This window comes from Actinomadura rubrobrunea NBRC 15275 (assembly GCF_001552235.1).
In the GTDB taxonomy this organism is placed as follows: Bacteria; Actinomycetota; Actinomycetes; order Streptosporangiales; family Streptosporangiaceae; genus Spirillospora; species Spirillospora viridilutea.
Genome location: NZ_BCQU01000005.1, coordinates 61,490 through 85,266, shown reverse-complemented (window position 1 = coordinate 85,266; position 23,777 = coordinate 61,490). Strand labels below are relative to the sequence as shown.

The window sequence follows — 23,777 nt, the reverse complement described above, 5'->3', positions numbered from 1 at the left end:
CGTCGCCGCCGCCGCGCGCGACGGGCCCGCGTCCCGGCCAGTCGTGAGAGGAGCCTGTTGGAAGCCATCCTGTTGGTCGGGGGCCAGGGCACCCGGCTGCGACCGCTGACAATCTCCACGCCCAAGCCGCTGCTTCCCACGGCCGGAGTGCCCTTCCTCGCGCACCAGCTCGCGCGCGCCCACGCGGCGGGCGTCGAGCGGATCGTGTTCGCCACCTCCTACCGCGCGGAGATGTTCGAGGCCGCGTTCGGGCGGCGCGCCCACGGCGTCGAACTCGTCTACGTCAGCGAGGAGGAGCCGCTCGGCACGGGCGGGGCGATCCGCAACGCGGCGCGGGCCCTGACGTGCGGCCCGGACGACCCCGTGCTGATCCTCAACGGCGACATCCTGTCCGGGCACGACATCCGGGCGCAGGTGGAGCTGCACGAGAAGACGGGCGCCGCCGTCACGCTGCACCTGACGGAGGTGGACGACCCGTCCCGGTTCGGATGCGTGCCCACCGACGACGAGGGCCGGGTCACCGCGTTCCTGGAGAAGACCCCGAACCCGGTCACGAACCGGATCAACGCCGGCTGCTACGTGTTCCGCCGCTCGGCGATCGACGCGATCCCGGCGGACACGGTGGTGTCGGTGGAGCGCGAGACGTTCCCCGGGCTGATCGCGTCCGGCGCGGTGGTCATGGGGCACGTCGAGACCGGCTACTGGATGGACGTCGGCACGCCGCAGGCGTTCGTGCGGGGCTCCTGCGACCTGGTGCTGGGCCGCCTGGCCTCGCCCGCCATGCCGGGCGAGCCGGGCGAGCGGCTCGTCCTGGACGGCGCGGTGGTGTCGCCGGGCGCGGTGGTGCGGGGCGGCACCACCGTTGGGCGCGGGGCGGTGGTGGAGGCGGGCGCCACCGTGTCCGGCAGCGTCCTGCTGGACGAGGTGGTCGTGGCCGAGGGCGCGACGGTGTGCGACTCGGTGCTCAGCCGCGGCGCGCGGGTGGGGCCCGGCGCGGTGCTGGAGGGCGTCGTCCTCGGCGACGGCGCCGTGGTCGGGCCGGGCAACGAGCTGCGCGGCGGCCTGCGGGTCTGGCCGGGCATCGAGCTGCCGCCCACCGCCGTGCGGTTCTCCACCGACGCCTGAGCCGCCATGGGACAGGGAGCGCTTGCCGGCGGCGCCGCCGGGGCGTTGCCTGGAAAGGTGCGTCACTGGCGCCCGCCGTGGCCGCTGGACCTGCGGACGACGCTGGACCCGCACCGGCGCGGACCGCACGACCCGGCGTTCCGCGTCGACGCGGACGGCGCGATCTGGCGCGCCTCATTCACCCCCGACGGGCCGGGCACGCTCCGCCTGCGCATGCGCCGGGACGCGTCCGGGAACGGCGTCTCCGGAGACGTCGTCGAGGCCACCGCGTGGGGGCCGGGCGCGGACGCGCTGCTGGAGGGCGTGCCCGACCTGCTCGGTGCGAGCGATCCCGCCGACGGCTTCCGGCCCCTCGACCCGGTGGTGCGGGAGGCGGTCCGGCTCCGGCCGGGGCTGCGCATCGGCCGGACGGGACGGGTGTTCGAGGCGCTCGTCCCCGCGGTGCTGGAGCAGAAGGTGCCGGGCGCCGAGGCGTGGCGGGCCTGGGGGTACCTGCTGCGGCGGTTCGGGGAGCCCGCGCCCGGCACCGAGGGGCTGCCGGGCGGGCCCCTGCGCGTCCCGCCGCCGCCGGAGGTCTGGGCCCGGATCCCGTCGTGGGAGTGGCACCGCTCCGGCGCCGAGCCGGTCCGCGCGCGGACGATCATCGGCGCCGCCCGCGTCGCCGCCCGGCTGGAGGAGGACCCCAGCGAGCGGCGACTGCGCTCCCTGCCGGGCATCGGGCCGTGGACGGCCGCCGAGGTGCGCCAGCGGGCCGTGGGCGACGCCGACGCGGTGTCCGTCGGCGACTACCACCTGCCCGGGCTGGTGGGCCGGGCCCTGATCGGCCGCGAGGTGGACGACGCGGGGATGCTCGAACTGCTGGAGCCGTACGCGGGGCATCGGCATCGCGTCACCCGGCTGCTGGTGCCGTTCGGCGCGGGTCGGCCGCGACGCGGCCCCCGGATGCCCGTGCGCGACTACCGGAGGTTCTGAGGTCCGGGGGCGTCGTCCCCCGGCGGCGCAGCCAGAAGTTGTTCGGGGCCCAGTCGAGCCCGTCCCTGCTGTCCGCGCCGAGCCACGGGCCGACCAGGCCCAGGGCGGCGATGGCGATGAGCATGTAGAGCATGGCGGAACCCTTCGACGGCGTGCGTGATCGACGGCTGTGATCTATGGCGTGCGTGGTCGACCTTCGGTGCGGGCCCTGGCCAGGGGCTCGTCGCGGCGCCTGCGCGCGGTGCGGTGCGGCCGCTCTCCGGCTCCGGTGGCGGGGTCCCCGCCGTCTGCCGGACGCATCTTCAGTTTGACTTCGTCCACCTTTCAGGTCCAGCGACTATTTCTGCACCATTCATGTAAGAATCTCTTCACGATGTTGGATCTCGGTCGGCTGCGGGTGCTGCGCGAGCTCAAGCTGCGCGGCACGGTCAGCGCGGTCGCGTCCGCCCTCGGATACACCCCCTCCGCGGTGTCCCAGCAGCTCGCGCAGCTGCAGCGGGAGGTGGGCGTGCCCCTGGTGGAGCGGGCCGGGCGGCGGCTGCGGCTGACCGAGGCGGGCGAGGTGCTCGCCGAGCACGCCGAGACGCTGCTGGCGAAGGCGCAGCGCGCCGAGGAGGAGACCCTCGCCGCCAGCGGCCGCGTCGCGGGCACCGTGCGCGCCGTGGCGTACCAGACGGCGCTGCTGCACGTCGTCGCCCCCACGCTGCCGCGCCTGGCCGCCGAGCACCCCGACCTGGTGGTCGAGGTGCTCGACGAGGAGTTCGTGCGGGTGCTGCAGGCGCTGGTGCTGCGCGAGATCGACCTCGTGCTGACCGACGAGTACACCCATCTGCCCCGGCCGCGCCGCCCCGAGCTGGCCGCCGAGGTGCTGATCAGCGAGCGGATGCGGATCGCGCTGCCGGCCGCGCACCCGCTGGCGGCCCGGCCCGGCCCGGTGCGCATGGCCGAGCTGGCCGAGCAGGTGTGGGCGACCGGCCACCACGGCACCAATCACGCCGACCTGCTGGAGCGCACCTGCGTGGAGCTGGGCGGGTTCCGGCCGCTGGTGCGCTACCGCTCCAACGACCTGATGGTGGTCTTCGCGCTGGTCGCGCAGGGCTGCGCGGCGGCGCTCGTCCCCGACCTGTCGCTGGCCGAGGACCAGGAGGACGTCGTCGTGCGCGACATCGCCGACGCCCCGGTGAGCCGGCGCATGGTGATGTGGACGCGGGTCGGCGCGGACGTGCGGCCCTCGGTTCGGGCCGTCCTGGAGGCGCTGCGGCATTCGGCGGACCTGCTGGTGGCGCGCCGTCCCGGGCTCGTCCGGGGCGTCCCGGACGCCGGCGCCGAGTCTGAGGCCCGCCGGCGCCCGGATGCGTAACAAAGGGCGAGACAAAGGGCGCAAAGGCCGCCGACGGGGAATAAGAAGAAGGTCCGCGGGGCTCCCTTCACCGTCGATGCGTTTCCGCCCCTCCCCATGCCCGCAAAATATGACGTTTGGCATAGAGTGCCTGGCATGGACGCTGGTGCTGTAACGGAGTCCGCGCTCCGCCGGGCCCTCGCCCGGGCACGCGACGGCAAGACGCTCGACCTCGACGAGGCCACCACCCTGCTGCACGCCCGCGGCGCGCAGCTCGACGCCCTGCTCGACCACGCCTCCCGGATCCGCGACGCCGGCCTGGCCGCCGCCGGGCGACCCGGGATCATCACCTACAGCCGCAAGGTCTTCATCCCGCTCACCCGCCTGTGCCGGGACCGCTGCGGCTACTGCACGTTCGCCACCGTGCCGCACCGGCTGGACGCGCCGTACCTCAGCCCCGACGAGGTGCTGGAGATCGCCCGCCGGGGCGCCGCGCTCGGCTGCAAGGAGGCCCTGTTCACCCTCGGCGACCGGCCCGAGGACCGCTGGCGCCAGGCCCGCGAGTGGCTGGACGCGCACGGCTACGACGACACGCTCTCCTACGTCCGGGCGATGGCGATCCGGGTGCTGGAGGAGACCGGGCTGCTGCCGCACCTCAACCCGGGCGTGCTGAGCTGGCGCGACTTCCAGCGGCTCAAGCCGGTCGCGCCGTCCATGGGCATGATGCTGGAGACCACCGCGACCCGCCTGTTCACCGAGCGGGGCGGGCCGCACTTCGGCTCCCCGGACAAGGACCCGGCCGTGCGGCTGCGCGTGCTGGAGGACGCCGGCCGCACCAACGTGCCGTTCACCACGGGCATCCTCATCGGCATCGGCGAGACCCCCGCCGAACGCGCCGACGCGATCTTCGCGATCCGCCGGACGATGCGCGAGTACGGGGCGATCCAGGAGGTGATCGTCCAGAACTTCCGCGCCAAGCCCGACACCAAGATGCGCGACACGCCGGACGCCGAGCTGGAGGAGCTCGCGGCCACCATCGCCGTCGCCCGGCTCGTGCTCGGCCCCAAGGCCCGCATCCAGGCCCCGCCGAACCTGGTGGACGACCAGTACGCGCTCATGCTGCGCGCCGGCATCGACGACTGGGGCGGCGTGTCGCCGCTCACGCCCGACCACGTCAACCCCGAACGCCCCTGGCCGCAGATCGACGAGCTGGCCGCCAAGACCGCGGCCGCGGGCTTCCAGCTGCGCGAACGCCTCACCATCTACCCCGAGTACCTCAAGCGCGGCGAGCCCTGGCTCGACCCGCGGCTGCGCGCCCACGTCGCCGCGCTGGCCGACCCCGCGACGGGCCTGGCCCGCGAGGACGCCGTGCCGGTGGGCCGCCCCTGGCAGGAGCCCGACGGCGGGCTGGACGCGTCCGGCCGCACCGACCTGCACGTGGAGATCGACACCGTCGGCCGCACGAGCGACCGCCGCGAGGACTTCGACTCCGTCTACGGCGACTGGGACGCGCTGCGCGACCGCGTGCACGCCCCGCGCCGCTTCGACGCCGACGTCAAGGCCGCGCTCGCCGCCGCCGAGAAGAACCCCGCCGGGCTCTCCGACGACGAGGCCCTCGCCCTCCTGCACGCCGACGGCCCCGAACTGGACGCGCTCCAGAAGATCGCCGACGACCTGCGGCGCGACGCGGTCGGCGACGACGTCACCTACGTCGTCACCCGCAACATCAACTTCACCAACGTCTGCTACACCGGCTGCCGGTTCTGCGCGTTCGCCCAGCGCCGCACCGACGCCGACGCCTACACGCTGTCGCTGGAACAGGTCGGCGACCGGGTCGACCAGGCCTGGGAGGCGGGCGCCACCGAGATCTGCATGCAGGGCGGCATCCACCCCGACCTGCCCGGCACCGCGTACTTCGACCTCGCCCGCGAGGTCAAGCGCCGCGCCCCCGACATCCACCTGCACGCCTACAGCCCGATGGAGGTCGTCAACGGCGCGGCCCGCACCGACATGTCCATCCGCGAGTGGCTGCAGGAGGCCAAGGCCGCCGGGGTCGACTCGCTGCCCGGCACCGCCGCCGAGATCCTGGACGACGACGTCCGCTGGGTGCTCACCAAGGGCAAGCTGCCCACCGACCAGTGGATCGAGGTCGTCACCACCGCCCACGAGATCGGCCTGCCGACGACGTCCACGATGATGTACGGGCACGTCGACACGCCCGCGCACTGGGTGGCCCACATCAAGCTGCTGCGTTCCATCCAGGAGCGCACCGGCGGGTTCACCGAGTTCGTGCTGCTGCCGTTCGTGCACCACAACGCGCCGATCTACCTGGCGGGCCTCGCCCGCCCGGGCCCCACCGTCCGGGAGAACATCGCGGTGCACGCCCTCGCCCGCATCCTGCTGCACGGCGCCATCCCCAACATCCAGACGTCCTGGGTGAAGCTGGGCGACGAGCTGTGCGCGCGCGTCCTGCAGGGCGGCGTCAACGACCTGGGCGGCACCCTGATGGAGGAGACCATCAGCCGCATGGCCGGGTCGGAGAACGGCTCCTTCAAGACGATCAGCTCGCTGGAGGCCATCGCCGCCCGGGCGGGCCGCCCCGCCCGCCAACGCACCACCCTCTACGGCGAGGTGCCCGAAGAGCGGATCCAGGCGGCCCGCCGCACCGACGGCGTCGGCCACTTCGGCAAGTCCGCCGGCCGTACGCAACTGCCCCTCGTGCAGGCCTGAACGAGGACGACCCGCGGCTGGACGGCGCTCACTCGCCGTCCAGCCGCACCGGTCATCCCTCGGCGTCCTCGGGCTGCGGCGGCAGATACGAGCCGAGCAGGCCGTCGACGTTGCCCAACGCGGCCGTGGCCTCCCGCAGCCGCTCGGCCCAGTCGCCGTCGTCGCGGCGGGCGCCCACGGCGGACTCGATCGCCGACGGCGCGGCCGTGCCCCAGAGGGCGGCGCCGCGGGTGTCCAGGTCGCGCTGGTCGCGGTTCCACCAGGCGTTGACGTGCGTGAACTGCTCGGCGAGCGTGGCACCGGGGATGGCCCGCCCGTACGCGGCCTCCCACTCGTCGCTTCGCGGATGCCGCCCGGCGTCCGGCGCCTGTTGATAGGCGCCATGAAGCTCCTCCACGACCACGCACCACCGGTACGGGGTCGCGAAGTACTGGGGCTCTTCTCCCACGCACACGACCTTGCCGTCGAGGCGTGCGCGCAACACTTCCGCCAGGTGGTCGGCGAAGCCTCCCGGATCGCACGTCGGCGGGATCGCCGTGGAACGAGCGGCGACGGCGGCGTCCACCGCGTGGGAGATCGCGCAGTCGCGCACGCGCGCGGGCAACTCCCGCAGCGGATGCACGATCGCGTCGTCCGGCACCGGAGCGCCCCAGCCGGTCAGGTGGGCAGCGGCCGCCAGCTCCGCCCACAGCACATACTCGGGGTGTTCGCTCAACAGGCGCTGCGCCGCACGCATGTCCCGCAGCGTGCAGGGGGAGCCCTGGCAGTCAGGCCCGCACGTGCCGCTGCGGGGGTTTACGAGCACAGCCGGCGACGCCGTGGAGGCCGGGACGGAGTTCTCGATCCGGGTGCCGTCCGGCATGCGGACCAGGTGCGGGAAGTCCATGCCGTCGGTGAACACCGCGCCTTCCCCGGGAGTCAGCGTTACCAGGAACTGCGACTGGGCGTCGGTGATGTTCATCGTGGCGCCGACCGCGTCCCGGTCGTCCTTGGCGGGCAGCCGATGCACGATCTTGACGGCGGTGTTCTTGATGACGTCGGGGACGAGCTTGGACGGGATCTGCTCGGCCACGATCAGCCCCTCCCCGTAGGCGCGGATCTCGGCCAGCAGGCTGGCGAACGTCTCCACCGCGTGCGAGGCGGGGCCCGCCTCCTCGCTGCGGCGCAGCAGCCGGTGCGCCTCCTCGAAGACGCTCAAATGCCGCAGCCCCCCGCCCGCGCCGCCGTCATGGCGCTGCCGCAGCCGCAGATGCTCCACCAGACGGACCAGCACCGTCCCCATGAGGAACGCCTTGTCGCGGTCGTCCCCCACGTCCTCGATCTCCAGCACCACGTTGCGCGCCAGGAGCCGGTCGAAGTCGATCGGATGGCCGCCCTCGAAGAACCGCCCGGTGGTGCCGAGCCGCAGACTCGACAGCCGCACCCGGATGAACCCCCGCACGTTGTCGGTGATCTCCTGACCGTAGCCGATCTCGTCCACCACCTGCTCCGCGACGGCCTGCAGGTCGGCGAGCGTCGGGTAACGCGGCCGCGTCCCCGGGACGACCGGCTCGCCCAACGCCAGATCCCAGCCGAGCTGCTCGTAGCAGCGCGTCAGCGCCGCCGACAGCACCTGGGGGAACGGCTCGTCGGCCTCGAACGCCGCCAAGAACAGCGCGCGCACCAGGTCGGCATGCGTCTGCAGGGGGAACGGCCGCCCGTCGGGCCCGATCGCGGGCTCCAGCGGGTTGATGCCCGCCGCGATCGCCTCCGCGTCCCCGGGCCGGATCGCCACGACCTCCGCCGTGCCGGCGAGACGCGCCGCCATCAACCGGTACTCGGCCTTGGCGGGCTCGACCACCAGCCAGGGCAGCCCGGCCTGGCTCACGGCCGTCAGCAGCGCCCGCACGGTCTGCGACTTGCCGCCCCCGGTGGCGCCGCACACGAACGTGTGCCTGTTCAAACTCGACAATGGCACCACCAGCGGACCGACCTCGCGGCGATTGCGGTCCAAAACCTGCCCCAGACGCACCGAGGCCGCCGGATCGGGCGTGGATTCGGGCGTCACGTCGAATTCCGGGCGCATGACAAAGCGCACCCCCGCGACCTCCCGAATCGGAGGACGCGCGAGCGCCGCCACCAATTGCGTGCTCGCCTCGAACGGAAACGCCGCCTCACCGATTGAGGGCTCAGGGACCAGCGCATAAGGAAGCCGGTCCAGATCGGCCGACGCGCACAGCAACGCCGCCACCTGTGCGGCCTCCTGCGGGGACGACGCCCCGGCCATCAGATGCACCCGCCACAGCCCCGACGTCGCGGCCTGCCGCAGTTCGCGGTGCCGCCGCTCCAGCCGGTCGGCCGCCACCGCGTTCTCCGGCGACAGCTCCGCCATCGACCGGGCGTGCTGCTGCCGATCGGCCACGTCGTCGGCGAGCCGCGCCGCGTCCTCCGGCCCCACCGGCTCGGCGACCAACAGCCACGCGAACGGCCGCGTCCACACCGACAGCAGCCCTTCCTCCAACGACGGCCGCGCCTCGTCCGCGCCCGGCCCGGCGGGATCCGCCAGCAGCCCGTCCGCGATGCCGCCGATCCGCACCCAGTGCGGGAAGGCGCCCATCGCGTCCGCGACCGCCCCGTCCGGCAGCGGCGCGCCGCGCCCGCCCGCCGGCAGGCTCAGCATCACCGAACCGTCCCCGCCGTCAGTGATCAGAGCGTCCCCGCCGACGAACACCTCCGTCGGCCCGAACGCCTGCGCCCGCCGCCACCCGACCAGCACCGCGCCGCCGCCCGAGTGGTAGGCCGACACCAGCGCCGCCATCCGCTGCTCGCGCCACTCGTCCCGCCCGTCCGTCCCGGGCTCCTCGCGGGACCGCCGCGGCACCTCCAGCAGGCGGCACACCGGCACGGCCGACACCACATCCCACACCGAGCGCCCGGTCATCGCAGCCTGGATCCTCCCTCACCGTGACGAGCCAGGTCAGGCTATTGAGCAAGAAACCCAATGTGAACCCCCGATTCCGAACAGACGTGGTGACAAGATCCCTGTCAATCTGCTTGGGTTGTTTGCGGCAATCGCTCCGCTGGCCGGAGGAAGATCGAGACGGGAGAGCGGGAAACGGGGGCGCAGCGAGGTGACCGGCGCACCGATCGATCAACAAGAGTTGCTCGCCCGCCGCACCCTGCTGTTCAATCCCGAGCCCCGTCTGGGCTGGGTGTTCCGGGACAGACGCGCGTCCGTCCGGCCTTTTTCCGAACCCCCGCCGCAGGAACGGCGCCTGCCCGCCTACCTCGAACGACGCGTCACCGAAACGGAGCAGCTGGCGCACCGCCGGCTGCGCCGCACCCTCCCGTTCACCCTGACCTCCGCCGCGCTGCTGGCCCTGCTCGCCGCCGGCACGGCCGCCGCGTCGTCCGGCGCCGCCGTCCCCGTCGGCGTGGCGCTGCTGGCGCTGTCGGTGGCCGCCCCCGGATCGGCGCTCACCCTCTCCGCCGTCCGCCACCGAGACCAGGCGCGCCAGGCGTACGAGCTGGCCTACCGGCAGACCACCGGCCGCTATCAGGCCGAACTCCGGCAGTGGCAGGACCGCAAACAGGCGCACGAGGCCGCGGAGCACGCCCGCGCCGACGCCCGTCCCGAATGGAACCCGGTGCCCCGCCCGTCGCGCCGCCTGGACGTGTTCGGCGGCACGCTCTGGTCGTGGGAGGCGCTGCTCACCACCTACGGCACGTCCGCCCTGGCCGCCCAGCCGCTGCTGGTGCTCGACCTGTCCCGCGAACTGGTCAGCGACGAACTGGTCGCCCTCGCCGAACAGGCCGGACTGGACGTGGACACGCAACTTCTCCCCAGCGGCCAGGCGTCGTCCACCCTCCTGTCCGGACTCCCGCCCCGCGACCTGGTCGACGCCATCGTCGAATCCATGCACGGCGGCACACCGGACGCCCCGCGCTCCGAACGCAGCATGGACGACCGCATCCTCACCAAGGTGTGCGACGCGCTCGGCGAGCACGTCACCCTCCGCAGGATGGCGGCCGCGCTGCGCGTCCTGATGGGGGAGCCCGAGAACTCCGACGCCCTCACCCGAGACGAACGCCGCCACATCCTCAACGAACTGTTCAGCGTGGAGTACCGGCGCCAGGCCCACGCGAACCTGTCGCGGATCGAGTCCTACATCCACCCGCTGGAGGACCTCGGAACCGCGGCGGATCCCAGCCCTCGGGCCGGCTACCTCACCCGCATCGCCCTGGACAGCCAGGCCCGCAACGTCCGCGCCGAACTGCTGACCGACCTGATCGTCCAGTGGGTCACCCACCGCATCACCGCGTCCGACGCCTCCGCGCCCGCCCTCGTCGTCGCGGGCGCGGACGAACTGGCCCGCCGCCACCTGGAGCGGCTGTCGGACGCGTGTGAACGCCGCGGGGTGCCCCTCACGTTCATGTTCCGCCGCCTGCGCGACACGTCCGCGGAACTCATCGGCGGCGGCGCCGTCGCGTTCATGCGCCTGGGCAACCACGAGGACGCCACCCGCGCGGCCGACTTCATCGGCCGCGACCACCGCTTCGTCCTGTCCCAGATCACCAAGAACGTCGGCGGCAACGAGTCTCACACGCTGACCGACACCACCGGCGAAAGCGACGGCGAGACGTACGGCACGAGCCACACCACCGGCACGTCCACCAGCTGGGGCACGTCCCACTCCTCCGGAGCCTCCTACACCGGCGGCGGACTCTTCCCCGAGGGCTCCACCTCGCGCAGCTCCGGCGGCAACCGGAGCCGCTCACGCAGCACCAGCGACTCGGAGAGCCGCTCCGTGTCCACCTCACGCAACTGGTCGGCCGCCTACGCCTACGCGACGGGCACCAACTGGAGCGACTCCGACAGCATCCAACGCGTCTACGAGTACGCCGTCGAACCCGTCGCCCTCCAGCACCTGCCCGACCACGCCCTCCTCCTGGTCGAGTCCGATCCCGGCGGCGGCCGCACCCTCACGCCCGTCGAATGCGACCCCGCCATCATCACCCTCGACCGCGTGAGCACCACTCCGCAGGACTCCGCGGCCGACGCGGCGCCCCAGTGGCTGAGCCCGCCCGCCGCACCGACGCCTCGTCCGCCCCTCCCACAGGACCCGGGCCCGCCCCCCGGCTACCACACCGGCCCCCGCGAGGAACCCTTCACCCAGCACCCCCGGGTCTCGCCGCCTTCGCGCCGCCGACCGTCGGGGCCCACCCCGCCCCGCCAAGGCCCCCCGCCTCTGTTCGGCGGAAAGGAATGAGGATGGCCGTCGAGCACACCAACACTCCCGACACCCGTACCGAGACGGCGGACAAGCCCCGAACCCCGGAGAAGCCCCCGCCGATCCCACCCGACAGGCCAGGCGCCCCAGGCCGGCCATCACGGGCCGAGAGCCGCGCCGCCGCCCAGGCGCCGCCGGAGAAGAGCGCTACGAAGCCGTCCGACAAGCCGAGTAGTGCTCCACAGGGCAAGCCGACTAGTACGGACCTGCGCGTCACTACGTCAACCGAGTTGACCCCGCGCCACGCCTCCCGCGAGGCCGCGGCCCGTCCCCAGGACGCACCGGCCACGGCACCGCCAAAGGCGTCGGCCCCTGTTGATTTCAGCCCACGACGAGCGTCCCGAGAGGCCGCCAGCCGCCCTCAGGACGCCACCACCTCTCGGCCCGAACGCGAGGACGAGGGCAAGCAATCGCCAGAGACAACGGACGCTTCTAAAGGCCCGCGCCGTGCGTCCAAGGACGCCGCCGCATCAGCACCACGTGCCGAAGCGGGCAAGCCCGAGCAGGACCAGCGGTCGAAGGAGACCCCACGCGCCCGCGAGTTCACCGAAGGCACAGCGTCCCCCTCCAAGGAGACCGGACGCCCCACGGAGAAGGCGGAACGGACTGAGCCCGCACCAGACCGCACCCCGCGCGCGGACGACGCCACCAGCCGTCCAGCCCAGGCCACCAGCGGCGTGTTCGACGACCCGGCCGAGCCCGCCAAGGAGCCTCGCGCCGCTGGTGACGCCCCCTCCAGCACAGCTCCCGCCGATCAGCAGCCGTCACCTGACGCCCCTGCGGCCGCTGACAAGCCCCAACCCGCGCCCAAGGAAGCCGCGAACGCCGACACCGCGGCGAAGACAAGCGGCCCCACAGACCAGCCAACCCCGCAACCCGTCGCCGCCAGTGACTCGCCGCCTTCCGCCGCCGAACCGGCGAAGCCCAAGGCCGACCAGCCGCCCAGCAACGTGGGCGAGTCCAACACTAATGTGTCGGACCAGTCGCGCGACGTCATCGATCCAGGCAAGACTGGACCCGATGACGCAGCCGAAGATCCCGCTCAACACGCGGATGCGAAGCCGCCAGTCGGCGACGCCGACGCGCCGGAATCCGAGGACGAGCCGACCCCGCTCACCGAGCCGGACGCCCAACGCCCCGAACCCGCAACAACAGAAAACGAACGCGGCTCTGAGCAGCCTCCGGCGTCGAACGATGCTCCCAGGCGCATCGAACTCAAGGTCGACGGCCGCCCCATTCGGGAGTACCTCGACCCCGTCGGAGCATATGGCGGTTGGGGAGAGGTCGGCGATCAGGTCCCAGACCCGACTGACCGAACGGGGGACCGGATCGCGAAGTCGGAGAATGACAAACAATCCAGAAGTGACGCATTCCGCAGGGCCTTCCATCGAGAAGGCGAACGACTGGTCGATCGCGCCGGAAAGACGGCTGGCAAGATTCAGGACATGCTCAAGGGGCGCCCCCCGACGGGCAAGACTGAGGTGCGGACTGGCGATCACATAGTGTCTGCACCCCATCTAGGGCTTGATGCTGCGAACGTGGTGACCTCAGCTCTGGTTGCGGGTGTGCTGGCCGGTGAAGGTATCCGATGGGTCCGAAAGAAAGTGCGTAGTAGAAAGGTTGGATAAAGATGGCTGTCACCGACCAGGAGGTTGCGGTCCTTCGCGCCCATCTGGCAGGGGACTTCGAAGAATACGAGCGTCTGTGGTCTCAGCTGGATCGGGAAGCTGCCGCCAAGGGCTATACAGCTCTGATCGCAGCCGCATTCTTCGAGGCAGTCGATCGGCGATTCTCCGGGCAGCTCAACAACGCCGATGTGGTGGAATATGTCGGCGAGGTGCGCGCACGTTTTGACGAGCGCGGAACGGAGATCGACCCGACTGCTGCCGAGCTCATGATACGAGCCGCACTCGGTGATGAGGTGAATGCAGACCTCGACGACGAAACCGTGATCAGCACTCAACTGTGGGTGCTTACCGCGTTGGTTCTCGATGAGGAACTCGATGGTGCGGCGCTGGACGAGTTTCTCGCTGAAGCGCGAAAGACGGCTGACGGCTGGCTCAGTAATCCTTGATTGATGGGCCGCGCATGCAAGTGACCGATGAGCACGTCAAGGCATTGCGGTCCTATCTTTCCGGGGACCCAGAAGTATGGATTCCGGTGCACGAGAGGCTACTTGCGTCCGGGCGTGCCGAAGGGCACGAGTCGCTAATCTGGGCCGCGTTCGCCCTGCTGGTTCGCAGGAAATTTTCGCCGACCTGGTCGGTCGACAAGGTGATTCGGTACGTGGCCAGCGTGCGAGCTTCACTTGGCGAACAAGCCAGTCTGATAGATGCTCGGGTGGCTGAAAGCCTGATGTGTCGCGCACTGGGTGATGAGGTCAACAGTGAGGTGCTCGACAAGGCAGGTGACAAAGCAAAGGTGCATGCCGAACTCGTGATGCTGATGGCATTGGTTTCTGACGCCAATATGGATGACTCTGCGTTGGACGAGCTTCTGGAATCGGCTCAAAAGGTGGCCAATCAGTGGCAGTGAGCCAAGCCCACGGATCCGGACGTGAATGCTCCTTTATACGGAGTTCGTGGGGATTGAGCTAATGTGCCGGATGACGCCGGAAGCAACTGCGATCCCGTGAAGAAGGGGGTCCCAACAGGCTATGTCTGTCGCCAGAAGCTCTGCCCTGTCGTGGGACATTGCCGCGCTGATGGGTTGTAGAAGCAGACGTGAAGTCCATCGTGTGCGTCTCGAGGTGATGGCTCTGTGAGGCAGGCCAAGCCGGTGACGATATGCGATGCGTGCGCCCGCCTGCGACAGCGATTCAATCCCGAGCATGATGGCCAGTCACCGGAAACGGTGTTCATAGATTACTGCGCTGCCTTTCCCGATGGCATACCTTCCGATATTTGGAAGGAAGGATTCGACCATCGCAGGCCTTATCCTGGAGACGGCGGGATCAGGTTCGAGCTCCGGCCAGGCTCTGAACGGCGCCTAGAGTCATATGAAAGGCTGGTCCCTGAAGAGCGTCGTAACCGGCTTGGGCAGTAGTTGTTCGATCGAGGCACGCAGTTCGGCATCAACGGCTGACTGTCGTTCAGGCAGCGATCCCCGTAGAAAAGGGCCCCTACAGGCTATTGTCTAGCGTCAGAAGATCTGCCTTGTCGTGCATTGTTGCGAGGGTGATGGATCGTAGAAGCAGGCGTGAAGTCGATCGCGTGCCTACTGTGCTCTTGAGGAGGTGGCTCTGTGGTACGGGCCAGGCCGGTGACCATCTGCGATGCGTGCGTCCACCTGCGAGAACGTCTGAACCCTGAGCATGATGGCCAGTCGCCGGACACGGTATCCATACGTTACTGTGCGGCCTTCCCGGAGCGTATACCCTCCGATATTTGGCCAGGGGGGTTCGATCACCGCAACCCTTATCCGGGGGATAATAGGGTCAGGTTCGAGCTCCGTCCAGGGGATGAAGATCTCCTCGAGTCATATGAAGAACTCGTCCCTGAAGAACAACGTAATCGGCAGGCCGATAGTGGTGCGATCGGGGATCGATGAAGGATGAGCGATCAGCCTGCATCCTTTGGCTGACGGTCATTCGGCTGGCGTAGACGAGCGCGGGCGCAGCTCATGTTTCGGTCTGTCCGTTACCTTGATGACGCCTAGTAGCGAAATAGGTCGACCTTCATCTCTGCAACCAGTCGAGGAGCGGCTGCGTCCTACTGGCACCAGGTCGGGCATGAGTGCATGACATTCCGGCTCGTCAGGGGATCGGTGTGGCCTTGCACTTCGGCATGACCGAGCAGTCGGCTGGAAGCGGAGGTGATCCGGTGGAGAGGCTGGAACTCGACCGCTACGAGCTGGCCTACCTGTGCGGCGGGGGCGAGCGGGTGGCCATGGTCGCGCTGGTCGCGCTGTGCCGCGACGGCCGAGTGCGGATCACCTCGGATCGGCACCGCGTCCACACGGTGCGGGCGGAGGCCCATGAAGCGGTCGAGTCGGCTGTTCTCGCTGCGGTTCCCGACGTGGGGCGAGTGCTGGGGTTCACCATGCGCTTGGTCGCTGAGTCCGACGCTGTGCAGGAGATCGTTGAACGACTGCGAGAACGACGCCTGCTCCCCACCTCGCGGTTCGCTGCGGTGTGGCACTGGCGGCGTGTGCGCGCCGGCAGGCGCGTCAAGGAGGAGGCCGCACGGGGATACACCACGGACGCGCTGGAGCGCGTTGCGATTTCCGGCGCATCAGCGATCCTCGATGTTGAGCTGCGGAAGATCTTCGAGACGCATAAGTGGGAGCCCCCGGTCAACGTCAAGCCATTGAAGCTGGGCCTCGTCCGCGGTGAACCGGATCCGGCGCATCAGTACAGCCCGCCATACCGTTCCTTCGGCGGGTTCGATGCGTCAGATTCATGGTGGTGACCAGTGCACGTTCGTGACCTGCAGTCCTAGTTTTCGATCTCGTCCGGCGTGACGGGTGGTGTGGTCGTGGCCGCGCGGATCGTCTCGACCTGCTGCCTATGGAAACGCAGCTGGCCGCTCGGAGTGCGGGCATAGGAGAGCAGGCCACGGTAGGCCCAGGACAACACGGTCGATCTTGAAACGCCCAGCAGCCGTGCGACTTCGCTGGTCTTCAACAGCTCCGGCGGCTGGCTGTCGTTGTCACGCTGTGACACCGCATGCCCCTTCGCCACGAGTGGTCGGGTGCCGAGACCGGTCGATGGCGTGGAGTACGTGCTCGGTGGTCTCCTGCAGGTCGATGAGCGGATGGCGGTGATGGGTGCCGTCGCCGCCGGTCCACGAGAACGCCTCGTGACACACCCAGATGTTGAGCACGCGGGTGGTGACGACGGAGATGCCGGTCGCGTCGCTGCACCGATCGGCGGTGATCCCTCGATGGGCGAGGTGCGCTGTCAAATGCTGGGCGGCAACGGTCGGCGGGATGCGATGGGGCGGTCGCGGCCAAGTGGAGGGCAGCGGCAGGGAGAACCACACCGCCTTTCCGCAGATCGGCCGCGAGGCAAGGCGTGACCGCGAACGCCGCCAGCCCCAGGCTGACGTGAGGGCTTGAACGATGCCGAGTCCTCTGCCTTGCGGGCTCATCACGTCTTCGGCCCGCAGCTGTGGTGTCAACTCCGGGACGGCGTCGAACACGGCGACCACGAGTTCGGGCTGCGGGGCGATGCGGGCCCAGGTCCACAGCTCCGGGGCGGTGAGCCGACTGGGGGCCTCTGTGCCGGTCGCATAGGGATTCGTCGCGTGCCAGAGCGCGTTGGTGGCCAGCTCGCTCACCGCGAGCGTCCCGTCGTCGATGCTGGACGCCGGGAACCGAAGCGTCTTCATCACTGAGCCCAGCGCCGACCGGGCCTGGGCGGCGCAGCCGGCGTCCGCCGAGAGCCGCCAGGCGCATGCGCCTCCGTGAGCAAGGTGGAGGGGGTTGTCACTCATGGGAGCGCCTCCGTGTGAGTGGGACGTCGCTCGAGATGCTCTCGCTACGCTCTGTGAGCGTGTCGATACGGAGTCATAGTAGCCATGAATATTCATCGACAGCATGAATGATTCAGATTCGGTGGCCATGTGTGGCCATATGTGTGCGCTCTGTCGATGAAGAGAGAGGATCCTCCCGATGGCAGCAACGAAGTCAGCCCTGACGTACGCGCCCTCGGTGCGTGCCCGCCGCTTGGCGAGGAGTCTGAAGGAGGCCCGTCAGCGAGCCGGGCTCACTGCCGTGCAAGCGGCAGCTCGGCTGGGCTGGAGTCAGCCCAAAATAAGCCATATTGAGAACGGTCGGACGAAACCCGGTGTAGAGGACGTCGAGGTGATGCTCACCCTCTATGGCATCACCAGCCCCGAGCGAGATGCGCTGCTCACCCTCACACGAGAAGCAGAGCGGCGTGGTTGGTGGACCAACTACGCCGACGTCTTCACTGGCAGCTATGTGGCGCTGGAGGACGAAGCGTCACTCATCCGAGAGTGGGAGCCTCAGATCGTTCCAGGGCTGCTGCAGACGCAGGACTACGCTCGTGAGGTCATCAGGGCAGGAAGGCCCCACGTTGACGAGCATGAACTCCGGCGACGGGTCATGGCCAGGATGGCGCGCCAGACCTTGTTGCGTAGGGAGCCAGAGCCGCCACATCTTCACGCGGTCCTCGATGAGGCGATCCTACGTCGGCCGATTGGCGGCTGGGACCTGATGAAAGATCAACTGCGTCATCTGTCTAAAGAGGCCAGGCGTCCCAACGTCACCCTTCAGGTACTCCCGTTCGCAGTGGGCGCTCACGCTGGCCTCGAGGGGCTGTTCATCGTGCTGAGCTTCCCAGAAGAGTCCGATCCAGACGTGGTCTACACCGAGGGAATCTACGGCGACGTTTACCTTGAGAGCCCGGAGGAGATCAAACGCTGTACCCTCGCCTTTGAGGAGCTCTGTGAGATGGCGCTCAGCCCCGAGGAGTCGGTGGCGTTGATCGATGCCGCCGCCGGAGATTAGAGGTGCATCCTGTCATGTACGAACGCGTCCCTGAGCTGAAGGCCGCAGTCTGGCGGAAGAGCAGCTACAGCGGTAGCGGCAACGCATGTGTCGAGGTCGCTCGCATGCGTCATGGCATCGCGATCCGTGACTCCAAGGACGCCTTCGGGCCGATGTTGGTGTTCGGACGAGACGAGGTCGTCCGGTTCGCTGAGGCCGTGCGTCAAGGTAGGTACGACCTGTAGACAGCCTGAACGTCGTGCCGTTGGGAGCGCGGGCGGCGGGGGAAGGGCCGGTCCCTGGTAGCTCTTGGAGACTCGCTGGCTCGTCATGTGTGGTCTGGCGGAAGGCTGAACGCAGTCAGGGGACTGGCGTTGAATGCGTCGAGTTCGCCCTTGTCTCTTTGCCTGCGGAGCTATGGCGCAAGGCCAGTCGGAGCACGGGGAGCGGTGAGGACTGCGTCGAGGTTGCGCGCATGCGTGTAGGTGTCGCCGTCCGTGACTCCAAGAACCCGTCGGGGCCGAAACTGACGTTGAGCCGCCAAGAGTTCGCCAGGTTCGCTGAGAGTGTGCGGCGGGGCAGGTACGACCTGTAGTCAGGTGGAGCGAGTCGTGCCCTTGGAGGCGAAGTTCGCTCAGCCCTGAGGGGGTCTGGGCAGCTACAGCTGTGGCGACAACGCATGTGTCGAGGTCGTGCGCATGCGTGCTGGTCTCGCCGTCCGCGGCTCCAGGAACCCGCCGGGCTCGAAGCTGGTGTTTTGCGTTGAGGGTGTTACGCCAGGACGCGGCGTAGGTGGTGGGCGCGTTGGACGAGGGGGAGCGGCAGCGACCCCGAAGCCTGGTGGCGGCTTTCGATGTGGTCTTCGATCGCGGCCAGCAGGTCGGGGCCCAGGCCGAGGCGTGCGGCGAAGGCGTCCGCTTGGGCTTCGAGATGCGGGGCGGCGAGCCGGGTGAGGGCCGCTGCGGCGTAAGCGGCGGCCGCCGGTAGGGCCGCGGCGACGGTGACCGCGGTGGCGACGGCGGCGAGCAGGAAGACCATGAGGAAGCCGATCGGGCGGTGCCAGGCGACCGCTCGTTTCCACAGGGGGACGATCGGCGACCAGAGCGCTCGCAGCGTCCACCGTAGCGCCCTGCTGGGCACGGCGAGATGGGCGGTGACGAACGCGGGCAGGGCCTGCGGGCCGCGCTTGTGACCCAGTTCGTGTGCCAAGACCGCCTGGAGATGCGCCGTGGACAGCGAGCCCGCGGAATGGGTGGTGACCGCCACGATCCCCGGGACCGGCGTGCAGGCGTTCAGCTCCTCGGAATCGGCCACCATGAGCGGATACGAACGCAGCCCGGCGCGGCGCACGACCTGGCGCCACGTCCAGTCCAGCCGAGCGCGTTCGGGGCCGGTGGCGGGACGGCACCCGCAGGCGCGGGCGGCGAGGTTCCGGGCCGGCGGCAGGAAGGTGAGCAGCGCGAGTGCGCACCACGCGGCGAACGGCACCGCCGCGCCCCAGACCGGCCAGGCCCGGTGCGCCACGTAGGCGAGCGGGCCGACGATCGCCAGTTCGCTGGCGAGCAGCGACAGCGCGGCGAGGACGGTCACCGTGGTGGGCCACCAGGTCCGGTGGGGCGCGGCGGGTGCGGCGGGCGTCGGCTGGTGGGGAGTGCGGCTCGGCGCCGTCGCCGTCCGCTGCGGGGAGCGGTCCGGACGGCCTCGGGCCAGGGCCTTGCGCGAGGGGAGGCGCCGGGCGGGCACGGTCACGTGTTCCGTCATGGCCTTCGCCTTGCCGGTCCACGGGCGTGACTGGTCCGTCCAGCCTTGTCCGTCCCAGTAGCGTTCGCGCCCCATCCATTGCGGATCGGGGTACCACCCCGGTGGTGCGCTCACCGAGCCCTGCCTTCCCGCAACAGGGTGTGATCAGCAGACAGTAGGCTGACGCACCCCGCCATCCACCGTCAATGGAGTTGTCATACTCAGCGGACCTCGATGAAGGCGTCGGGGCTGCGGGGCGGACGTTCGCGCGGCGGGGCGGCGGGATGGCCGACGCCGACGGCGCCCATCGGGTCCCAGTCGGCGGGAAGGTTCAAGGTCTCGCGGACGACGTCGCGGCAGAACATCGTGCTGGACACCCAGCAGGAGCCGAGCCCCTCCACGGCCAGGGCGACGAGGAGGTTCTCCACGCCCGCGCCCATGGCGACGACGAACATCTCCCGTTCCGCCTGGGAGCGCCGCTCGTCGGGGTAGTCGTGGGAGCCGTCCATCACCAGGCACGGCACCACCAGGTAGGGGGCGCGGCGCAGCACGTCGCCGCGGCGCAGGCGTTTGGCGATCTTCTCGTCGGAGAGGCCGTCGCGGCGCAGGTCCGCCTCCCACGCGTCGCGCATGGCGTCCAGGAGGCGCGTGCGGGATTCGGGAGATTCCAGCAGGACGAAGCGCCACGGGGTCGTGTGGTGCGGGGCGGGCGCGGTGACCGCCGCGGCGACCGCCCTGCGCACGGCGGCCGGGTCCACCGGCTCGTCGGTGAACTCGCGGATCGTGCGGCGCGCGTAGAGCACCTCCGACGAGCCGTAGCGGAACATGTCCTCGGCGGCCGGACGCACCAGCGCGCGGGCTCCGGGGCCGTCGTCCTCGGTGACCAGGCCGTCCAGGCCGCGGACGACCGCGATCGGGACGCCGTCGAGCTTGCCCTTGACCAGTTCGGCCGCCGAGGCGAGCTCGTCGGCGACGGCGGTGACCGTGGATTCCAGGCGGTTGCCGTACGCGTCGGTGCGGCCGCGCAGGTCGCGCAGCGGGGTCAGGCCCGCGGCGCCGATCGCCACGTCGGTCAGGCCGTTGCGCCACGGGCGGCCGAACGTGTCGGAGACGATGACGCCGACTTTCTTGCCGGTGCGTTCGCGGATGCCCGCGCGGATGCGGCGGGCGGAGGCGTCCGGGTCCTCGGGGAGCAGCAGGACGGTCCCGGGGGCGGTGTTGGACGCGTCGACGCCGGCGGCGGCGAGCACCAGCCCCTGCCGGGTCTCCACGATGCGGGTCTCGCCACCGGGGTGCGTCCGGCGCGCCACCACGCGGACGGTCTCGGCGTCGATCGCCTTCTGCCGGTCGTCCGCGACGAGCACCCGCCCCTCCGCCTTGCTGACGATCTTGGAGGTGACGACCACGACGTCGCCGTCGGCGACGGCGTCTGCGGGGACGAGGGCCGCGATGTCGGTGCCCTCGACGACCTCGGGCAGCCCCGGAATGCCGAAGATCTCCAGTTTCATGCGGCGTCCTTGTCCAGCTCGCGGGCCAGGTCGAGGGCGGCCTCGGCGATCGCGGCGGCCGCGCGCTCGTCCGTCATCAGCAGCGGCCGGGAGCGCACGGCGATGCCCGGCACCTCCACCCCGGCGTCGGCCTCGTCGACCAGCCATCCGTTCAACAGGTCCGGGCCGTAGTGCGCGGCGACCGCCGCGGCCGAGGTCTCCACGCCGATCGCGGTCAGGCACGCGTCGGCCATGCCGCGGACGGGCGCCCCGCCGATGATCGGCGACACGCCCACCACAGTGCGGGCCGCCACGGCGTCGCGGATGCCCGGCACCGACAGGATCGTGCCGATGCTCACCACCGGGTTGGACGGCGGGAACAGCACGACGTCGGCGTCCCGGATCGCGTCGAGGACCCCGGGCGCGGGCTTGGCGTCGTCCGCGCCCACCGGAACGATCGACTGGGCGGGGACGGACGCCCGCAGCCGCACCCACCACTCCTGGAAGTGGACGGCGCGGCGGCCCTTGTCCGGGTCGTCGATGACGACGTGGGTCTCGACCTGGTCGTCGGTCATCGGGATCAGCCGCACGCCCGGCTTCCACCGGTCGCACAGCGCCTCGGTGACCGCCGACAGCGGGTACCCCGCCGCCAGCATCTGGGTGCGGACGATGTGGGTGGCGAAGTCGCGGTCGCCCAGGGTGAACCAGCCCGGCCCCACCCCGTAGGCGGCCAGCTCCTCCTTGACCGTGAACGTCTCGTCGGCGCGTCCCCAGCCCTGCTCCTCGTTGATGCCGCCGCCGAGCGTGTACATCACCGTGTCGAGGTCGGGACAGACCCGTAGCCCGAACAGTGAGATGTCGTCGCCCGTGTTGCCGATGACGGTGATCTCCGCGTCCGGGGCCGCCAGCCGCAGCCCGCGCAGGAAGCGGGCCCCGCCGATGCCGCCCGCCAGCGCCACGATCCTCATGCGCCCCAGCCTAGGGCTCCCGGAGGACGGACCTTGCCCGCGGGCCAAGGCCCGGTACGGGGCGGTTTGTGGAAGAGACGGCGGGGCACGCGATGTGCAAAGCTTTGCAGAGCAACCCCTTGCGTACGTCTGGAGAGGTCGTGGTGAACACCGAAGCCGTCCGACGTCTGCGTGAACCGGCCGCGTGGATTTTGGTCGCCGCAGCGGGACTGCAATTGCTCGCTGGCATCATCATGCTGTTCATCGGCGGAGGCAACGGCTTCTCGGCCCGGGCGTACAGCGAGGCCGCCGACGGGTTCTTCACGCACGTGACCGTGACGGGCCTGGCGGTGCTCGCGGTCGCGCTGACGACGTGGGGCCAGGCCCCCACGCCGCAGGCCCGCACCATCGCCATGGGCGCGCTGGGCGTGCTCGGCGGCGTGGCGCTGTTCGGCGTGATCGTGCTGCTGGGCGCGCTTTTCGTGGACTCCACGATCGTGACGGCGGGCTCCAAGCTGGCCGTCTTCCTGTACTGCGCGGCCAAGCTGGCGGTGGCGGCCGCGGGCGGCTGGTTCGTCTTCACGGTGTTCCAGGGCGTGCAGCCGGCCCGGCCCCAGGGGGTGGCGCAGATGCCGTCCGCGTACCCGGGCTACGGGTACCAGCAGGGGCAGCCTCTCCAGCCGGGGCAGGCCGCGGGGCAGCCGGGACAGCAGCCCTACGCCCAGCCGTACCAGCAGCCCTATCAGCAGCAGTACGGGCAGCCGGGCTACGGACAGCAGCAGCAGTACGGCCAGCCGCAGGGGTACCAGCAGGGGGGCGTCCAGCAGGGCCAGCAGTACGGGCAGGGCGGGGGCTTCCAGCAGCCCTCCCAGGAGGCCTCCCAGCAGTCCTCCAGCGGTGAGGACGTCGGCGATTGGACCCGCGCGTACGGTGGCGGCGGCGCAGGTCAGGAGGGCCACTCCGCGGGCCAGACCGGCTATGGTTCGCAGCAGCAGGGCGAGCAGCGGTCCGATGAGGGCGGCGACTGGTACCGCGACAACCGGCCCTCACAGTGACCCGCGACGCGATTATCTGATCTCCATACCAAATCCGATCGCAGCGATACCCAAAAAAACCTCTTTGTCCCCTCGGAAACTCGTTCCGCTTGACGGACCGGGCGCTACACGCGTGTAATTTCGTGGGTGTAGTTCTATGCCTTCTCGGGGGATGGAGCTCGAGGGAAGGCAGTGACCAGGGGGGCTCCACGGGCTAGGAGGTGCGCTGTGAGCGAGGTGGTCATCCCGCTGGCGCACGGCACAGAAGGCGAAGAGTTGGGCTGGCAGGAGCGCGCGCTGTGCGCGCAGACGGACCCGGAGGCATTTTTTCCGGAGAAGGGCGGCTCCACTCGCGAAGCCAAGAAGGTGTGCCGCGCATGCGAGGTTCGGGCCGAGTGCCTGGAGTACGCGCTGCAGCATGACGAGCGTTTCGGTATTTGGGGAGGACTGTCGGAACGGGAGCGTCGCAAGTTGAAGCGCCAGGCCGTCTGACTCATCCGGCCCTCCCCGGGCCCCCGGAGCCGGGGAGGGCCGACGCCGACGACGGCGCCGCGCGGACGCCGCCGCGGCCCGCACCGCGGCCCGCCGATCCGGGGAGATCCCGGGCACGTCCGCGAGGGCGCGCGTACAGTTGTCAGCCGTGTCGACCCCTGGTCGGCACGGCTGCTGACTGTCACCCC

The 23,777-nt window shown here is 70.4% G+C and carries 20 protein-coding genes and 2 pseudogenes; 15 read left to right on the top strand and 7 right to left on the bottom strand.

All coding sequences use genetic code 11. The annotated features are described in order from the left end of the window. Positions 1-57: 57 nt before the first annotated feature. The 4 genes from AR3_RS02780 (at position 58) to AR3_RS02765 (ending at position 6,166) form a co-directional block, all read left to right on the top strand. Positions 58-1,125, top strand: a complete 1,068-nt coding sequence (locus AR3_RS02780; RefSeq protein ID WP_067907819.1) for a mannose-1-phosphate guanylyltransferase — start codon at positions 58-60, stop codon at positions 1,123-1,125. 57 nt (positions 1,126-1,182) lie between these two features. Then, positions 1,183-2,097 carry a DNA-3-methyladenine glycosylase family protein gene (locus AR3_RS02775; RefSeq protein WP_313819567.1) on the top strand — a complete coding sequence of 305 codons (915 nt, stop codon included), beginning with the start codon at positions 1,183-1,185 and terminating at the stop codon, positions 2,095-2,097. Between the two features lie 373 nt (positions 2,098-2,470). Then, the gene (locus AR3_RS02770) at positions 2,471-3,457 is read left to right on the top strand and encodes a LysR family transcriptional regulator (RefSeq protein WP_067907813.1); all 987 of its coding nucleotides are present in this window, start codon (positions 2,471-2,473) and stop codon (positions 3,455-3,457) included. A 135-nt stretch (positions 3,458-3,592) separates the two neighbouring features. Further along, complete coding sequence (locus AR3_RS02765; protein ID WP_067907810.1) at positions 3,593-6,166, top strand: bifunctional FO biosynthesis protein CofGH; 2,574 nt, start codon at positions 3,593-3,595, stop codon at positions 6,164-6,166. 52 nt (positions 6,167-6,218) lie between these two features. On the opposite strand, the gene AR3_RS02760 is transcribed toward AR3_RS02765, so the two are convergent. Beyond that, positions 6,219-9,086 (bottom strand): ATP-binding protein, encoded by a 2,868-nt coding sequence (locus AR3_RS02760; RefSeq protein ID WP_067907807.1) that lies wholly within the window; start codon positions 9,084-9,086, stop codon positions 6,219-6,221. A gap of 190 nt (positions 9,087-9,276) precedes the next feature. Here AR3_RS02760 and AR3_RS02755 point away from each other — a divergent pair, with 190 nt between their 5' ends. From AR3_RS02755 to AR3_RS02740, 5 genes are all read left to right on the top strand, one after another. Further along, entirely contained in the window at positions 9,277-11,415 is a 2,139-nt protein-coding gene (locus AR3_RS02755) for a hypothetical protein (RefSeq protein WP_146150152.1), read from the top strand. Between the two features lie 698 nt (positions 11,416-12,113). Continuing rightward, complete coding sequence (locus tag AR3_RS30210; protein ID WP_146150153.1) at positions 12,114-13,064, top strand: hypothetical protein; 951 nt, start codon at positions 12,114-12,116, stop codon at positions 13,062-13,064. Positions 13,065-13,066: 2 nt separating this feature from the next. Further along, a complete protein-coding gene (locus AR3_RS02745; RefSeq protein WP_067907798.1) occupies positions 13,067-13,510 on the top strand; it encodes a hypothetical protein in 444 nt (147 codons plus the stop codon). A gap of 14 nt (positions 13,511-13,524) precedes the next feature. Then, positions 13,525-13,971, top strand: a complete 447-nt coding sequence (locus AR3_RS30205) for a hypothetical protein (protein ID WP_146150154.1) — start codon at positions 13,525-13,527, stop codon at positions 13,969-13,971. A gap of 1,199 nt (positions 13,972-15,170) precedes the next feature. Further along, on the top strand, positions 15,171-15,845 hold the full coding sequence (locus AR3_RS02740) for a TIGR04222 domain-containing membrane protein (protein ID WP_146150155.1): 675 nt from the start codon (positions 15,171-15,173) through the stop codon (positions 15,843-15,845). Positions 15,846-15,871: 26 nt separating this feature from the next. On the opposite strand, the gene AR3_RS02735 is transcribed toward AR3_RS02740, so the two are convergent. Continuing rightward, complete coding sequence (locus tag AR3_RS02735; RefSeq protein ID WP_067907792.1) at positions 15,872-16,099, bottom strand: helix-turn-helix domain-containing protein; 228 nt, start codon at positions 16,097-16,099, stop codon at positions 15,872-15,874. Then, a complete protein-coding gene (locus AR3_RS02730; protein WP_067907789.1) occupies positions 16,086-16,871 on the bottom strand; it encodes an ATP-binding protein in 786 nt (261 codons plus the stop codon). Before AR3_RS02730 ends, AR3_RS02735 begins: the two co-directional genes overlap by 14 nt. Positions 16,872-17,049: 178 nt before the next feature. On the opposite strand from AR3_RS02730, the gene AR3_RS02725 reads away from it, so the two are divergent. The 4 genes and pseudogenes from AR3_RS02725 to AR3_RS32860 form a co-directional block, all read left to right on the top strand. Beyond that, on the top strand, positions 17,050-17,910 hold the full coding sequence (locus tag AR3_RS02725; protein ID WP_067907786.1) for a helix-turn-helix domain-containing protein: 861 nt from the start codon (positions 17,050-17,052) through the stop codon (positions 17,908-17,910). 14 nt (positions 17,911-17,924) lie between these two features. Beyond that, the gene (locus AR3_RS02720; RefSeq protein ID WP_067907895.1) at positions 17,925-18,134 is read left to right on the top strand and encodes a DUF397 domain-containing protein; all 210 of its coding nucleotides are present in this window, start codon (positions 17,925-17,927) and stop codon (positions 18,132-18,134) included. A 14-nt stretch (positions 18,135-18,148) separates the two neighbouring features. Beyond that, positions 18,149-18,484, top strand: coding sequence for a DUF397 domain-containing protein (locus tag AR3_RS32760; RefSeq protein ID WP_313819566.1), 336 nt, complete (start codon positions 18,149-18,151; stop codon positions 18,482-18,484). Between the two features lie 55 nt (positions 18,485-18,539). Beyond that, positions 18,540-18,635 (top strand): annotated as a pseudogene (locus tag AR3_RS32860) (DUF397 domain-containing protein); the annotation flags it as partial. A gap of 25 nt (positions 18,636-18,660) precedes the next feature. Here AR3_RS32860 and AR3_RS30195 read toward each other — a convergent pair. The 4 genes and pseudogenes from AR3_RS30195 to cofD all read right to left on the bottom strand — a co-directional run bounded on the left by AR3_RS30195 (position 18,661) and on the right by cofD (position 22,084). Then, a complete protein-coding gene (locus AR3_RS30195; RefSeq protein WP_227022977.1) occupies positions 18,661-19,650 on the bottom strand; it encodes a M48 family metalloprotease in 990 nt (329 codons plus the stop codon). A gap of 27 nt (positions 19,651-19,677) precedes the next feature. Then, positions 19,678-19,764, bottom strand: a pseudogene (locus AR3_RS32855) (DUF2510 domain-containing protein); the annotation flags it as partial. Between the two features lie 86 nt (positions 19,765-19,850). Continuing rightward, positions 19,851-21,137: a coenzyme F420-0:L-glutamate ligase gene (locus AR3_RS02710; protein WP_067907780.1), complete on the bottom strand. Its 1,287-nt coding sequence runs from the start codon at positions 21,135-21,137 to the stop codon at positions 19,851-19,853. Further along, positions 21,134-22,084 (bottom strand): 2-phospho-L-lactate transferase, encoded by a 951-nt coding sequence (gene cofD / locus AR3_RS02705; RefSeq protein ID WP_067907777.1) that lies wholly within the window; start codon positions 22,082-22,084, stop codon positions 21,134-21,136. The genes AR3_RS02710 and cofD overlap by 4 nt, the downstream gene beginning before the upstream one ends. 215 nt (positions 22,085-22,299) lie before the next feature. Between cofD and AR3_RS02700 the strand changes: the two genes are divergently transcribed. Together AR3_RS02700 and AR3_RS02695 are read left to right on the top strand one after the other, a co-directional pair. Then, complete coding sequence (locus tag AR3_RS02700) at positions 22,300-23,118, top strand: hypothetical protein (protein ID WP_106258099.1); 819 nt, start codon at positions 22,300-22,302, stop codon at positions 23,116-23,118. Positions 23,119-23,325: 207 nt separating this feature from the next. After that, entirely contained in the window at positions 23,326-23,589 is a 264-nt protein-coding gene (locus tag AR3_RS02695) for a WhiB family transcriptional regulator (RefSeq protein WP_067907771.1), read from the top strand. Positions 23,590-23,777 lie beyond the last annotated feature (188 nt).